Origin of the sequence: Herbaspirillum lusitanum (assembly GCF_046025995.1) — a bacterium.
In the GTDB taxonomy this organism is placed as follows: domain Bacteria; phylum Pseudomonadota; class Gammaproteobacteria; order Burkholderiales; family Burkholderiaceae_D; genus Herbaspirillum; species Herbaspirillum lusitanum_A.
In genome coordinates this window covers 134,741-149,764 of sequence record NZ_JAQQFM010000009.1, presented here as the reverse complement: position 1 = coordinate 149,764, position 15,024 = coordinate 134,741, and the positions used below count along the sequence as shown (strand labels likewise).

Annotated in this window: 10 protein-coding genes; 5 read left to right on the top strand and 5 right to left on the bottom strand. The window is 60.3% G+C overall.

Annotated elements, in window-relative coordinates:
* Positions 1-141: 141 nt before the first annotated feature.
* Positions 142-1,548 (top strand): PepSY-associated TM helix domain-containing protein, encoded by a 1,407-nt coding sequence (locus PQR62_RS20375; protein WP_408159857.1) that lies wholly within the window; start codon positions 142-144, stop codon positions 1,546-1,548.
* A 275-nt stretch (positions 1,549-1,823) separates the two neighbouring features.
* Here the strand turns inward: PQR62_RS20375 and ssb are convergent, their stop codons facing one another.
* Together ssb and PQR62_RS20365 are read right to left on the bottom strand one after the other, a co-directional pair.
* Positions 1,824-2,342: a single-stranded DNA-binding protein gene (gene ssb, locus PQR62_RS20370; RefSeq protein ID WP_408159856.1), complete on the bottom strand. Its 519-nt coding sequence runs from the start codon at positions 2,340-2,342 to the stop codon at positions 1,824-1,826.
* 26 nt (positions 2,343-2,368) lie between these two features.
* On the bottom strand, positions 2,369-3,565 hold the full coding sequence (locus PQR62_RS20365; protein ID WP_408159855.1) for an MFS transporter: 1,197 nt from the start codon (positions 3,563-3,565) through the stop codon (positions 2,369-2,371).
* Positions 3,566-3,610: 45 nt separating this feature from the next.
* Between PQR62_RS20365 and PQR62_RS20360 the strand changes: the two genes are divergently transcribed.
* The 4 genes from PQR62_RS20360 to PQR62_RS20345 all read left to right on the top strand — a co-directional run bounded on the left by PQR62_RS20360 (position 3,611) and on the right by PQR62_RS20345 (position 9,901).
* Complete coding sequence (locus tag PQR62_RS20360) at positions 3,611-3,910, top strand: hypothetical protein (RefSeq protein WP_408159854.1); 300 nt, start codon at positions 3,611-3,613, stop codon at positions 3,908-3,910.
* 170 nt (positions 3,911-4,080) lie between these two features.
* Positions 4,081-5,832: an ArnT family glycosyltransferase gene (locus tag PQR62_RS20355; protein ID WP_408159853.1), complete on the top strand. Its 1,752-nt coding sequence runs from the start codon at positions 4,081-4,083 to the stop codon at positions 5,830-5,832.
* A 239-nt stretch (positions 5,833-6,071) separates the two neighbouring features.
* Complete coding sequence (gene uvrA, locus PQR62_RS20350) at positions 6,072-8,927, top strand: excinuclease ABC subunit UvrA (protein ID WP_408159852.1); 2,856 nt, start codon at positions 6,072-6,074, stop codon at positions 8,925-8,927.
* Positions 8,928-9,133: 206 nt separating this feature from the next.
* Positions 9,134-9,901, top strand: a complete 768-nt coding sequence (locus PQR62_RS20345; protein ID WP_408159851.1) for a phytanoyl-CoA dioxygenase family protein — start codon at positions 9,134-9,136, stop codon at positions 9,899-9,901.
* A gap of 106 nt (positions 9,902-10,007) precedes the next feature.
* Here the strand turns inward: PQR62_RS20345 and PQR62_RS20340 are convergent, their stop codons facing one another.
* The 3 genes from PQR62_RS20340 to PQR62_RS20330 all read right to left on the bottom strand — a co-directional run bounded on the left by PQR62_RS20340 (position 10,008) and on the right by PQR62_RS20330 (position 14,872).
* Entirely contained in the window at positions 10,008-11,732 is a 1,725-nt protein-coding gene (locus PQR62_RS20340) for a methyl-accepting chemotaxis protein (protein WP_408159850.1), read from the bottom strand.
* A 160-nt stretch (positions 11,733-11,892) separates the two neighbouring features.
* Positions 11,893-12,813: an AEC family transporter gene (locus PQR62_RS20335; RefSeq protein ID WP_408159849.1), complete on the bottom strand. Its 921-nt coding sequence runs from the start codon at positions 12,811-12,813 to the stop codon at positions 11,893-11,895.
* Positions 12,814-12,880: 67 nt separating this feature from the next.
* Positions 12,881-14,872, bottom strand: coding sequence for a monovalent cation:proton antiporter family protein (locus PQR62_RS20330; protein WP_408159848.1), 1,992 nt, complete (start codon positions 14,870-14,872; stop codon positions 12,881-12,883).
* Between the last annotated feature and the right edge of the window lie 152 nt (positions 14,873-15,024).

Here is a 15,024-nt window from a genome sequence, read left to right as displayed (position 1 = left end):
GGATACGGCGCCGCATTCTTCACACTGTTCGTGCGACAAATTGACGCAGCCTGCTGAAGAACTCCAGATTTATACTGCCGGACCTTCTTCACGAGTCAGAATTGGCGGATTGATACGCCCCCAGCATTCTGCAAGCACGCCATGACAAGCAATGTATATCGCTCGACGGACGACGCCGGCGTTCATTCGACTACCAGATCCGATGTGAGCCAGCTGCTGCGCAGACTTCACTTTTACATCGGGCTGTTTGTCGGCCCCTTTATCCTGATCGCTGCGGTCACCGGCACCTTGTTCGTCCTGACGCCGCAAATCGAAAGTCATCTGTACGCGGAACAGCTGTTCAACACCTCCGCTGGCCGGGCACATACCCTGGACGAACAAGTCGCGGTCGCCAAACACTACATCGGAACGCAAGCCCGGCTTTTTGCCGTACGTCCGGCCAAAGAGCCGGGCTGGAACAGCCGCATCATGTTCACGCAAGCGGGTCTTGGCGACTCCGAAAGCCGTGCGGTCTTCATTGATCCGGTGAGCCTGGCCGTCAAGGGCGATTTGATCGTCTACGGCACCAGCGGAACCCTGCCCTTCCGCACCACGCTCGATTATCTTCATCGCAATCTGCTGCTCGGAGATCTCGGCCGCAACTACAGCGAACTTGCAGCGTCCTGGCTATGGATAGGTTCTTTAAGCGGCTTGTACCTTTGGTGGGCCGCCCGCCGCAAAGCTCGCAGCCCGATTCGTCGTCCTGCGAGCGCAAGAAGCATACATAGCCTGCTCGGACTCTGGATCGTCATCGGCCTGGTCTTCTTTTCGGCGACAGGACTGACCTGGTCGAGATGGGCCGGCGGAAATGTCGATCTGCTGCGCGCCAGGCTGGGATGGGTCACACCGTCGGCATCCATGCAACTCGCCGACAGGCATCCGGAAGCAAGCGGCGGTGAACATGCGCATCACCACGGCGGATCGGGCATGAAGATGGCGCCAATGCCCTCCACGCCAATTGAAATTGATACGGCGAAATTCGACCTGGTGCAGTCAATTGCAAGAGCTGGCGGGATCGATGCCAGGGAGCTTGAGATACGTCCTCCCCGCAATCAGAATCAGGCATGGATGGTGCGTGAGGTAGACCGATCGTGGCCGACTCAGGTCGATACGGTGGCCATTGATGCGGATCGCAAGATCATTACCAGCAGAGCCGATTTCGCGTCATTTCCCCTGATCGCAAAATTGATACGCTGGGGCGTCGACGCCCATATGGGCATTCTCTTTGGCCTCGCCAACCAGATTGCCATGGCCCTGTTTGGTATCGCGCTTACCGCGATGATTATCCTGGGCTACGTCATGTGGTGGAAGCGCCGGCCTGCCATCAGCTCGTCCATGCGCACCTTGAGCGCGGCTTTTCTTGAGATGCCACTGCCTTACCGTATCCCGACGGTGGTTCTGGCACTGCTGCTGGGCTGGGGAATGCCCTTAATGGGGCTCAGCCTGATCGTGTTCCTGATGATCGATATTCTGAGATTCCGGCTGTCGCGAGTGCAGACGACGAGCTGATCTATTGCAATGCGTGGAGATTGAAATTGCGTGGAAGCCTGCTTTGAATTGCAAAAGAGATGCGTGCCGAATAGTCGGCCGTACATGCAGAAGAAATAGATCGGGCCGACATTTCGCCAATGCTCAGCGGGCGCCGTCATTACCAAACGAATGCGCAAGAAAAAAGCCCCTCACTCTTTGACAGAGTGAGGGGCTTTCAACATCCCGATTTTCTTTGGAATACGGATACTTGCAACACACCCGCAAGCAACCTTACAAAATCGACCAGGTGAAATTTAGAACGGGATGTCGTCGTCCATGTCCGAGAAGTTTTGCGCCGGGCGCGAAGCCGGTTGCTGACGCGGGGCGCCGCCACCGCTCGCACCGCCGCCTGCGCTCTGGCGTGGAGCGGAGCTGCCGCCACCGCCGCCGCCGTACGATGCGCCGTCATCCATCGACGGCCCGCCGCCACCGCCGCCTTGACGGCTGCCCAGCATTTGCATGCTGTCGGCGATGATTTCGGTGGTGTAGCGCTCGACGCCATCCTTGTCTTGCCACTTGCGGGTCTGCAGACGGCCTTCGATATAGATCTGCGAGCCCTTTTTCAGATACTGGCCGGCGATTTCAGCCAGCTTGCGATAGAAAGTGATGCGGTGCCATTCCGTCAGCTCTTTCTTTTCGCCGGAATTCTTGTCTTTCCAGCTTTCGGTAGTGGCCACGGCGACGTTGGTGACGGCTTCACCATTCGGCATGTAGCGCGTTTCCGGGTCGCGCCCGAGGTTGCCGACGATGATGACTTTATTGACCGATGCCATTGTTTCTCCTGAATTTCAATTTCAAATTAAGCTGTTGCCTGCGCCGCCTGGGTCCCGCGGCGCGGCAGGTTTTTCATGTTAGCCGCGATTATAAGCCAGGTCAAAGTCACGACCGAGCAAAGTAGAAATACCGACGAAGCATTCACATGTTGTTTGATGAAACCGCCGAAAGCGCCGCCGCAGAACAGCCCCAGCGCCTGTAGCGTGTTGTAGATGCCGAGCGCCGTGCCCTTGGCGGCGGGCGGCGCAATGCGCGACACCAGCGAGGGTTGCGAGGCCTCCAGAATGTTGAACGCGATGAAGAACAGGAACAGCAGCGCGACCAGTACACCCCAGTGCGTGACCGGATGCGAGAGCGCAGCCCAGAATCCGATCTGCACGATCAGCAGCAGCGTGATGGCGGCGACGAATACCTGCTTCATGCGGCCATGCTTTTCAGCAACAAACACCGGCGGCAGCATGAACAGGAACGACGCCAGCACCACCGGCAGGTAAATCTTCCAGTGCTCGTCGATGGCGATGCCGGAATACTGCACCAGCGCCGACGGCAGCACCACGAACATGGCCAGCTGCGTCATGTGCAGTGTAAAGACGCCGAAATTCAAGCGCATCAGTTCACCATGCCTGAGCACTTCGCCGAACGGCACTTTCCGGGCTTTGACCATGGGCGCCTCAGGCACCAGCCACAGCACTACGCCGATGGCCAGTACCGACAGCACGCCGGTCAGGCCGAAGATGCCGCCCATGCCGATCAGCTTGTAAAGGATCGGTGATGCGACCAGCGAAACCGCGAAGGTCAGACCGATGGAGGCGCCGACCATGGCCATGGCCTTGGTGCGATGCTCCTCTCGGGTGGAGTCGGCGATAAAGGCGGTGATGGCGGCCGAGATCGCGCCGGCGCCCTGAATTGCACGGCCGACGATGATCCAGATCAGGCTGTCGGCGCCGGCGGCGATGAAGGAGCCGACGGCAAACAGCACCAGTCCCAGCACAATGACCGGCTTGCGGCCGTATTTATCGGACGCGGCGCCCAGCGGAATCTGGCCAAAGGATTGCGCCAGACCGTAAATGCCCATGGCCAGCCCGACCAGGGTGGCGTTGTCGCCGCCCGGCAGACCTTTGGCAAATACCGAAAACACCGGCAGGATCAGAAACAGGCCCAGCATGCGCAGCGCGAAAATCGACGCCAGCGAAGCGCTGGCGCGCACTTCTGCGCCGCTCATGCGGCTCTTCTCGGGCACGGCGAGGGGAATTTCGGGGGAAGACAGTTGGCTCATCTGGATGTGTCGAATAACACCGAAATTGGCTGCAAACCCGATATGTTAGCAGCATTGATGCAGGGTCTCGGCGTTCGTGTCCGGCGCTGCATCGGCATGCCGGATGCGCCTCCTGAAAAATCACGCAAGGAAGCGCCGCAGCAAAAATCCTACAAAGCAGAAAATATTCATTTTTACAGTACGTTACAGTCTGAAACAAAGGCAAATCTGGGTAGAATCATGCATTGCCGTTTTTATCATTTTCGACAATATTTCATCCTGTTTTTCGAAATTTTGCTCGCATTTCTTTGAAAAAATGAGAACGGTACAAGGGGTCGCAATTACCGATAAAAAATATCCGCACGGTAATTTTTTAAACCATTTTTAATTTTTTACCGCATTTTTTTGTCAGCGCTTAATCATCCTCACGCGCTCTATTCAGCATGACTTTTTCTTTACGAGCCGTTCCCGCCGAGACCATCGTGCCATCCGGAGCGACTCCACTACATTCCCGTTCCACATTTGCGGTATCGCAGACCACCGGCTGGCTACTGCTGGCGGTGATCGCCTGTATCTGGCTGCTGCCGGGCATCTTCGATCACGGCCCGTGGAAGCAGGACGAGACCTACAGCTTCGGCGTGATTCACAACATGCTGGTCACCGGCGACTATCTGGTGCCGACCAACGCCGGCCAGCCCTTCATGGAAAAGCCGCCGCTGTATTACTGGACGGCTGTCGTGTTTGCCAAGGCCCTCTATCCATGGCTCAGCTATGCCGACGGCGCGCGCGTCACCAGCGTGTTCTACATGCTGATCACCCTGATCTTCGTGGCCTTGATCGCCAAGGAAGTCTGGCGCGAGAACGACATTTTCAATCTGCGCGTGCTGGGTACGCTGGCCTTGTTTGCCGGCTCGCCGGGCATGGTCAAGCATGCGCACGACATGTTCACCGACGTCGCGCTGGTGTGCGGCGGCGCCATCGCCCTGTACGGTTTGCTGAAAATCGCCATCAACGAGCAGGAAGGCAAGCCGCAATTGTCGGCCGCAGTCTGGTTCGGTCTGGGCGTCGGTATCACCGAAATGACCAAGGGCCTGTTCGTACCGCTGACTTATGCCGCCACCGCCATGTGCGTCGGCGTGCTGGTGCGTCAGTGCCGCTCGCTGTCATACTGGCGCATGGTCGGCATCGCAGTGCTGGTGTCGCTGCCCTTCTTCCTGATCTGGCCGGCATTGCTGGCGCAGCATTCCGTGCCGCTGTTCATGGAATGGTTCTGGGACAACAACGTCGGCCGCTTCTTCGGTTTCTCGGTCGCCAAACTCGGTTCGGACAATGACTCGACCGTGATCTTCCGTGCGCTGTCGGGCTTTGCGCTGCCGGGTTCGGCTCTGGCGCTGCTGGCGCTGGCCGCCGGTGACTGGCGCCGCATCGGCACACCGCGCGTGGCCTTGCCGCTGAGCTTCTGCGCCATCAGCATTGCCGTGCTGCAAAGCTCGGCCACCGCGCGCCAGCTTTATCTGCTGCCGGTGCTGCTGCCGCTGATCATGCTGGGCACCAGCGCGATACCGCGCCTGCCTAACTGGTTCCATGTGCTGTGGGACTGGTTCTCGCGGGTGCTGTTCGGCCTGGTGTCGGCGGTGGTATGGGCAACTTATGTGGTTTCGACCATGCCTTTCGAATATCACCACTGGATCACCTACTTCGGCCGCTGGCTGCCGCTGGGCTTCATCACCCCGATCCAGCCGCTGGCGCTGACCGGCGCGATCATCATGAGCGGGGTCTGGCTGCTCAGCCTGCGCCATCTCAAGCTGGCCGCCAAATGGCGCGGCGCCTTCAGCTGGTTCGGCGGCATCACGCTGATGTGGGGCCTGACTTATACCTTGCTGATGCCCTGGGGCGACTACGCCAAGAGCTATGAATATACCTACGGTGAATTGCGCGAAAAGATCACGCATGCCTGGCAGCCGAACGACTGCATGGCCAGCGTCAACCTGGGTGAATCCGAAGCGCCCATGCTGTTCTATTACACCCGGATCATGCATCAGCCGATTGACGGCTTGTCGAAGACCCAATGCAACTGGGTCATCCTGCAAACACCGGGCGAGACACCTCTGCCCGACGGCACATGGCAACTGTTCTGGGAAGGCCGCCGCGATGGCGACGAAGATCAACTGCTCAAGGTCTACAAGCGCAGCAGTGCGGCCGAATCAACAAGTGCGCAGACTGCCGCAAAATGATGCAGTCTCCGCAGCCGGAGCCTGTATTCATTAATCTTGAAGCAACAAACCAGAGCCGGCCCCGCGCCGGCTTTTTCTATTGCCGGCAGGCTTGCCGATTCCGCTTGAATGCGGCGCAGCATCGGCCTCTGCCGAGGCTTGACAGTCCTGTTATAGTTACAGGTTGATTCTCCGCTTCCCTCTTACCCAGCGCCACCGGACGGCAGCGCGGCGGCAGGAAAACTTTGCTGAAGGCATCCATGGAAGAAATTCGCATTCGCGGCGCACGTACGCACAATCTGAAGAACATCAGCCTCGATTTACCCCGCAACAAACTGATCGTGATCACCGGCTTGTCCGGCTCCGGCAAGTCTTCGCTGGCGTTCGACACGCTGTACGCTGAAGGCCAGCGACGCTATGTCGAATCGCTGTCGGCCTATGCGCGCCAGTTTCTGCAATTGATGGAAAAGCCCGATGTCGACATGATCGAAGGTCTGTCGCCGGCCATTTCCATCGAACAAAAAGCCACCTCGCACAATCCGCGCTCGACGGTCGGCACGGTCACCGAAATTCACGATTACCTGCGTCTGCTGTACGCCCGCGTCGGCACGCCGTATTGCCCGGATCACCCTGAGCATCCGCTTGAAGCGCAGTCGGTGTCGCAGATGGTCGACGCCGTGCTGGCCATGCCGGAAGACACCAAGCTGATGATCATGGCGCCGGTTGTCGCCAATCGCAAGGGCGAGCACGCCGACCTGTTCGAGCAGATGCAGGCGCATGGCTTCGTGCGCTTCCGCGTGCAGAGCGGCACCGGCGTGGCCAAGGTGTACGAGGTCGACGAACTGCCCAAGCTGAAGAAGACCGAAAAGCACAGCATCGATGTCGTGATCGACCGCATCAAGGTCAAGGCCGACATCAAGCAGCGTCTGGCGGAAAGCTTTGAAACCGCGCTGCGCCTGGCGGAGGGCCGTGCGATCGCGCTGGAAATGGACAGCGGCAAGGAACACATGTTTTCGAACAAGTTCGCCTGCCCGATCTGCGGCTATTCGCTGCAGGAGCTGGAGCCGCGTCTGTTCTCGTTCAACAACCCCATGGGCGCCTGTCCCGAATGCGATGGTCTGGGCCATATCGAATTCTTCGACCCCAAGCGCATCGTCGCCTTTCCCAATCTGTCGCTGGCCTCCGGCGCGATCAAGGGCTGGGATCGCCGCAATCAGTTCTACTTCCAGATGCTGTCTAATCTGGCGGCCTTCTACGAATTCGACATCGATCAGCCCTTCGAGCAGCTCGACGAAAAATCGCAGCAGATCATTCTTTACGGCTCCGGCAAGCAGAACGTGCCATTCACCTATGTGAACGAGCGCGGTCGTACTGTCATCAAGGAACACACTTTCGAAGGTGTGGTTACCAATCTGCAGCGCCGCTATCGCGAAACCGATTCGATGGCAGTCAAGGAAGAGCTGGCCAAGTTCATCAATGAAAAGCAGTGCCCGGCCTGCGACGGCGCGCGTCTGCGCATCGAAGCGCGTTTCGTGAAGGTCGGCACCGGCCGCCAGCAGCGCGCGATCTATGAAGTGGCGGCAACGCCGCTGCGTGAAACCCTGCACTTCTTCGAGACCCTGAAGCTGACCGGCGCCAAGAAGGAAATCGCCGACCGCATCATCAAGGAAATCGTCTCGCGCCTGACCTTCCTCAACAACGTCGGCCTCGACTATCTGTCTCTTGAGCGCAGCGCCGATACGCTGTCCGGCGGCGAAGCCCAGCGCATCCGCCTGGCCTCACAGATCGGCTCCGGCCTGACCGGCGTGATGTATGTGCTGGACGAACCGTCCATCGGCCTGCACCAGCGCGACAACGACCGCCTGATCGATACGCTGCGGCATCTGCGCGACATCGGCAACAGCGTGCTGGTGGTGGAGCACGACGAAGACGCCATCCGCACCGCCGATTACGTGGTCGACATGGGCCTGGGCGCAGGCGTGCACGGCGGCGACATCATCGCTCAGGGCACGCTGGCCGACATCCTGAAAAGCAAGAAATCGCTGACCGCCAAGTACCTCAACGGCACGCTGGAAATCGCCGTGCCGAAGAAGCGCACGCCGGCCGATCAGGAGCGCATGCTGACCATCACCGGCGCCACCGGCAACAATCTGAAGAACGTCGATTTCGAATTGCCGGTCGGTCTGCTGACCTGCATCACCGGGGTCTCCGGCTCCGGCAAATCGACGCTGGTCAACGACACCCTGTATCTGGCGGCATCACGCCACCTGTACGGCTCGCAGACCGAACCGGCGCCACACGAAGCGATCGGCGGCCTGGAACATTTCGACAAGGTGATCGCCGTCGATCAGGCGCCGATCGGCCGCACCCCGCGTTCCAACCCGGCCACTTACACCGGTCTGTTCACACCGATCCGCGATCTGTTCGCGACGGTGCCGATGGCCAAGGAACGCGGCTACAGCGCCGGTCGTTTCTCGTTCAACGTCAAGGGCGGCCGCTGCGAAGCCTGCCAGGGCGACGGCGTGATCAAGGTCGAAATGCACTTCCTGCCGGACGTGTATGTGCCTTGCGACGTCTGCCACGGCAAGCGCTACAACCGCGAAACCCTGGAAGTGCAATACAAGGGCAAGAACATCACCGAGATCCTCGAGATGACGGTGGAAGATGCGCATGAATTCTTCAAGCCGGTGCCGCTGATCGCACGCAAGCTGCACACTTTGCTGGATGTCGGCCTCGGCTACATCAAGCTGGGCCAGAGCGCGACCACGCTGTCGGGCGGTGAGGCGCAGCGCGTGAAGCTGTCGCTGGAACTATCCAAGCGCGATACCGGCCGCACGCTGTACATTTTGGACGAGCCGACCACCGGTCTGCATTTCCACGACATCGACCTGCTGCTGAAAGTGATCCATCGCCTGCGCGATCAGGGCAATACGCTGGTGATCATCGAACACAATCTGGACGTCATCAAGACTGCCGACTGGCTGGTCGATCTGGGTCCTGAAGGCGGCGCCGGCGGCGGCAGGATCATCGCTACCGGCACGCCGGAAGATGTCGCCAGGAACCCGGAAAGCATCACCGGCAAGTATCTGCTGCCGCTGCTGAAGAAGAAAAAATAAGGACTGTTTGATCCGCCGCAAACGGCGCTGCAATGGAAGACTCGCCACGGGCAATGCAAGCGCTACATTAGCGGCGCATAATTTGCATTGTGCATGCTCCGCGTCCTGCGCCATCGCGGCGCCCGCATCGAGGGGTGCGGGCGCGGATCATAGAATCAGGTTCAAGCAACAAAGAAACAGAGATCGAGAAAGATCAAGAAATCGCCATGGATATGCCACTTTCCTCAGCCCAGACGGATGCCTTCCGTGATGAAGGTTTTCTGCTGCTCAAGGGTATGCTGAGCGTCGCCGACTGCGACCGCATGCTGCAGGTCGCGCAGGATCATCTGCAGCGCGCGGTACAGCCGCTCGAATATGAAGCCGAAGTCGGCTATGCCGGCGCCCCGGCGTCGCTGGAAAGCGAAGGCGGTCGCACGGCGCGGCGTCTGCGTGCCGCCTGGCAGCGCGACGAGGTGTTTCGCGAGTGGGCCTCCAGTCCGCAACTGCTGGCCGTGCTGCGCCAGATTTTCGGCGAGCCGGTCTGCATCACGCTCTCGCATCACAACTGCGTGATGACCAAGAACCCGACTTTCGGCACCGCCACCGGCTGGCACCGCGATATCCGTTACTGGTCGTTCCAGCGCAATGATCTGATCTCGGTCTGGCTGGCGCTGGGCCCGGAAAATGAAAACAACGGCGGCCTCAAGTTCATCCCCGGTTCGCATCGTCTGCAACTGGCGCCGGACCAGATGGATGAGCTGGATTTTCTGCGTCCCGAAGTGCCGGCCAATCAGGCCCTGTTTGCGCAAGGCCTGCCGCTGGATCTGCAAAAAGGCGATGTGGTGCTGTTTCACAGCGGTCTGTTTCACGCCGCCGGGCGCAACAATTCCGAACAGGTCAAATCCTCGGTGGTGTTTGCATTTCACGGCCTCAGCAATCAGCCCTTGCCGGGTAGTCGCTCGGCGGCGTCCGAGGATATTCGGCTCAGCGAATGAATCGCTGGCCTGAAGAACAAACCGGCATCAAAAAAACGCGGACACATGTCCGCGTTTTTCATTGCGACTCAGCCTCAGCCTCAGCCACTCCGCTCAGGCAAAAACCTCAGAATTGCTCCCAGTCGCCGGCCTCCGCCTTCGTCGCAGCGACCGCGGCCTTGAGCGGCTTGCCGGCCACAGGCGCCGCTGTAATATCTTCCCCGGCCGGGCGCGGCGAACTGCCGGCGGATACTGCCGCAAGCTGAGCCTTCCTGACCGGCGCGACCGGCGCAGCATTCATCTGCTGCATGCCGTTCAGGCGGAACACGCTGACCGCCGTGAGCAGACGATGGGACTGATCCTGCAGCGACTGCGCGGCCGCGGCGGCCTGCTCCACCAGCGCAGCGTTCTGCTGCGTGGTTTCATCCATCTGGGTGATGGCGCGGTTCACTTCTTCGATGCCGGTGCTCTGCTCATTGCTGGCGGCGCTGATTTCGCCCATCACGTCAGTGACCCGCTTGACGCTGCTGACCACCTCATCCATGGTGCTGCCGGCCTGCGCCACCAGCCGGCTGCCGGCGCCGACCTTTTCCACCGAATCGTCGATCAGAGTCTTGATCTCTTTGGCCGCCGCCGCGGAACGCTGCGCCAGCGAGCGCACTTCCGACGCCACCACGGCGAAACCGCGACCCTGTTCACCGGCGCGCGCCGCTTCCACTGCCGCGTTCAGCGCCAGAATATTGGTCTGAAACGCGATGCCGTCGATCACGCTGATGATGTCCACAATCTTGCGCGATGACTCATTGATCGAGTTCATGGTCTGCACCACTTCGCCCACCACATTGCCGCCATGCACCGCCACCTCCGAGGCCGAGGCCGCCAGTTGATTGGCCTGACGCGCATTGTCGGCATTTTGCCTGACGGTCGAGGTCAGTTCTTCCATGGCCGAGGCGGTTTCTTCCAGCGAGCCGGCCTGCTGTTCGGTGCGCGAAGACAGATCGAGATTGCCGCTGGCGATTTCCGATGAGGCGGTGGCGATGGTGTCGGTGCTCACGCGCACCTCGCCGACGATGTTTTGCAGATTCTGATTCATGGTGCGCAGCGCTTGCATCAGTTGCCCGGTTTCATCCTGGGCGTGCACCACGATGTCCTGCGTCAGGTCGCCGGCGGCCACCCCTTGCGCCACTTTGACCGCCTGTTCCAGCGGCCGCGAAATCGCCCGCACCAGCCATACGCCCATTACTGCCGCCACCAACAGGCCGATCACGATGCCGGCAATCGCCATGCCGAGCAAGACCTGATAACGCTGCTGCGCGTCCTGATAGATTTCACTGCCGACGCGGCGCTGCAATTCGATCAGCTTGCCCAGTGTGCCGTGGGCATCGTTATAGAGTTTCAGCAGATCGCCGTTGTAGAGGTCGGTCGCCCCCTGAAAATCGCGGTTGCGCAAGGCTTCCGCCGCCGGGTGCACGCCGCCCTCGAACAGCTTCTTGCGCTGCTCGACGAACTGCGTGGCCAGACCTTGTTCTTCCGGGGTAAGGTAGGTCGCCATGTAGGCGGCCCAGATTTTGTCGCTATCCTTGAAAGCCTGCTCCAGCTTGTTCATGTTGGCGTCGATTTCGCCGGAGTCGCCGACGATGGCGGTGGCGATGCCGTAGCGGCCGTTGTCGACCGCAGCCGATATCTGCGCCAGTTGCGTCAGCACCACCAGCCGGTCTTCATACATGGAGCGCATGGCGTCGTTGGTCAGACGCAGGCCGTTCAGACCGAGCAAGCCTGAGGCCACCAGCAACACGGCGAGGAAGCCGATCACGAAAATCAGGCGAATCTTGATGGAGAGATTTTTGAGCATAAACACGTCCCGGAAAACGATGCTGAGATGAGGCGAGCGCGGGGCAGGCAAGCATTTTTTCGCCTGACAGAATGCATGCCTGACCGCGATCTTCCTTTACCCTTGGCGGGTTCATCTCTCCAGCATTTCCCGTGCCAGCTTCCCTGTGATGCTGTCCGGCTTAATGCGGACGCGAAGGCAGGCCCAGCCACAGACCAATCGGCACAAATACGATGGCCGCCAGATTCCCCAGCAGCACGATGGAGGCCACCTTATCCGGCTCCTGCCGGTATTGTTCGGCCACCATGAAGCACAGGACCGCCGGCGGCAGCGCTGCGAACAGATACATCAGGCCGCGCTGCTCAGGCGTCAGCGGCAGCACCTGATCCAGCACCAGCGCAGAAACAAGGCCGCTCAGGGGACACACCACCGCGCCCACCAGACCGATATGCCAGCTCTTGAAACTGATGTCCATCATGCGCACGCCCAGCGCGAACAACATGATGGGAATGCTGGCCTCGCCCAGGAGTTTCATGGCCGAGAACAGCGGCGCCGGCACCGGAATATGCAGCAGCGCAAACAGCACGCCAGCGATCATGGCCACCATGATCGGGCTTTTCAGCAGACGCAGCAGCGAGCCGGGACGCTGATCGCGGCCGGCCTGCATCATGCGCACACCCAGCGAAAAGTAGACCAGCGTGGCCGCCGTAAACAACGCCACCGCCGCCGACAGGCTTTGCGGGCCGAAAGCCAGCAGCATCAGCGGCACCCCCATGTTGCCGCCGTTGTTGTACATCATGGGCGGCAGAAAAGTGCGCTTGTCGTAGCCAAGAAAGCGCGCCACCGGCCACGACAGCAAGGCGGAACCGAGCGAGATCAGTACGCTGGCGAGGATCAGCCAGCCGTTGTGCACGAAGTCGAAGTCCTTGGCCGCCAGCGCGCTGAACACCATCAGCGGCGCCAGCACTTCCATCGAGACGCGATTGACCGACGCCATGTCGGAGCGCACCACTTCGCCGCGCCAGCGAGCATAGGCGTAGCCGATGCCGATGATGGAAAAGACCGGGAGGATGATGCTGCAGATGCGCTCGATGAGATTCATGGCTGGGCTTGAGTGTTCTTATGTGCTGCGGAGGCTCTGCGCGTCTGCGTATCTGTGAATTTGCGATTCATTTGCTGAGCAACTGTTTTTCCGCTTTCAGTATGTTTTCCGAGGTGGCGCGCAGCACCACGATGTCGCCGCCCTGCAGCACGATGTCATTGTGCATATCGACGCGCAGTTTGGCGCGCCGGAGCATCGCCACTTCCGCGCCGCACTGGCCCGGCAGATCCAGTTCCGCCAGCGTATGGCCGATGGCGCTGGCGCCGTCGATCAGGGTTACCGATTGCAGCCGCACGTTGAGCCCCTCATTGTCGTCCGGCAGATCGCCGACGCCGTGGAAGTAACCGCGCAACGAGGCGTAGCGTTCGTCGCGCGCCTCCTGCACCCGGTGCACCACGCGCCGCAGCGGCACGCCGAGCATCACGAGCGCATGCGAGGCCAGCATCAGGCTGCCTTCCAGCGACTCCGGCACCACTTCGGTGGCGCCGGCGGCCAGCAACTTGTCCAGATCGGCATCATCGTAGCTGCGCACGATCACCGGCAAATCAGGCGCCAGTTCGCCGGCATGATGCAAGACCTTGAGCGCCGACGGCGTGCTGGCATAGGTCACCACCAGAGCTGCAGCACGATTGATGCCAGCCGCCACCAGGCTCTCGCGGCGCGCCGCGTCGCCGTAGGAAACATTGGCGCCGCCGTTGCGCGCATCCTGCACCAGCTCGGGATCCATCTCCAGCGCGTGATAGGGAATCCCCTCCTCTTCCAGCAAACGCGCCAGACTCTGGCCGCTGCGCCCGAAGCCGGCGATGATCACGTGCTTCTGCGCATTCATGGTGCGTGTCGCCAGTTGCGTGAGCGCCAGCGATTGCAGCATCCACTCATTGGCCGACAGCTTCATGACGATGGCGTCGGATTTGGCGAGGATGAACGGGGCAGCCAGCATCGACAGCACCATCGACGCCAGAATCGCCTGGATCAGCACCGGGTCTATCAGTTGCAGACCGCTCACCTGATTAAGCAGCACAAAGCCGAATTCGCCGGCCTGCGCCAGCGCCAGACCGGTGCGCAGCGCCACCCCGGTGGAGGCGCCGAACAGCTTGGCGAGCGCCGCGATCAGACCGAACTTGAGCAGTACCGGCCCGGTCAGCAGCATCAGCACCAGTGCCCAGTGCTCCAGCATCACGTGCACATTGAGCAGCATGCCGACGGTGATGAAGAACAAGCCCAGCAAGACATCGCGGAAGGACTTGATGTCTTCTTCCACCTGATGCCGGTATTCGGTTTCGGAAATCAGCATGCCGGCGATGAAGGCACCCAGCGCCAGCGACAGGCCGGCCTTTTCGGTAATCCAGGCCGCGCCCAGCGTGATCAGCAGCAGGTTCAGCATGAACAGTTCCTGCGAACGGCGCTTGACCACGATCTTGAACCAGCCGCGCATCAGCTTCTGGCCGAAGAACAGCAGCAGCGCCAGCACCACGATGGCCTTGGTGACCGCCCAGCCCAGCGTGACCATCAGGTTGCCGGTATTGCGCGCCAGCGCCGGCACGATGATCAGCAGCGGCACCAGTGCCAGATCCTGAAACAGCAGCACGCCGAGAATGCGGCGACCGTGCTCGGTTTCCAGTTCCAGCCGTTCGGTCAGCAGCTTGGAGACGATGGCGGTGGACGACATGGTCAGCGCACCGCCCAGCGCGAACGCGGCCTGCCAGCTGATGTCGGCGAATTGGGGAAGCAGATACACCAGGCCCCAGCCGAACACCATGGTCACGGCAATCGTCAGCACCACCTGCGCCACGCCGAGGCCGAACACGATGTGCCGCATCGCCGACAGCTTGTTGAGCGAAAATTCGAGACCGATGGAAAACATCAGGAACACCACGCCGAACTCCGCCAGCGCGTGCGTGGTTTCATTGTCTTCGGCGAAACCGAGACCGTGCGGGCCAATGATGATGCCCACCACCAGATAGCCCAACATTGGCGGCAAATGCATCATGCGGAATGCCACCACGCCCAGCACCGCCGCGCCCAACAGAAATAGTGTCAGCTCCAGACCTGAAAACATTGAGGAGTATTTAGTTTAGGTTTTATTAAGAAGCAAAATACAAACGACAGGCCTGCATTTGGCTAAGCGAGAAACATGCCCATAATTGTGCATTGGCCCGAGACCGGACAGGACATTTAGAGAGAGGCTTTTTGCAAGCTGCTTAAGGGATG

Coding starts and splice junctions, on each gene's coding strand:
- PQR62_RS20345 (WP_408159851.1), top strand. CDS start 9,134: ATGGATATGCCACTTTCCTCAGCCCAGACGGATGCCTTCCGTGATGAA.
- PQR62_RS20365 (WP_408159855.1), bottom strand. CDS start 3,565: ATGAGCGGCGCAGAAGTGCGCGCCAGCGCTTCGCTGGCGTCGATTTTC.
- uvrA (WP_408159852.1), top strand. CDS start 6,072: ATGGAAGAAATTCGCATTCGCGGCGCACGTACGCACAATCTGAAGAAC.
- PQR62_RS20330 (WP_408159848.1), bottom strand. CDS start 14,872: ATGTTTTCAGGTCTGGAGCTGACACTATTTCTGTTGGGCGCGGCGGTG.
- ssb (WP_408159856.1), bottom strand. CDS start 2,342: ATGGCATCGGTCAATAAAGTCATCATCGTCGGCAACCTCGGGCGCGAC.
- PQR62_RS20335 (WP_408159849.1), bottom strand. CDS start 12,813: ATGAATCTCATCGAGCGCATCTGCAGCATCATCCTCCCGGTCTTTTCC.
- PQR62_RS20375 (WP_408159857.1), top strand. CDS start 142: ATGACAAGCAATGTATATCGCTCGACGGACGACGCCGGCGTTCATTCG.
- PQR62_RS20340 (WP_408159850.1), bottom strand. CDS start 11,732: ATGCTCAAAAATCTCTCCATCAAGATTCGCCTGATTTTCGTGATCGGC.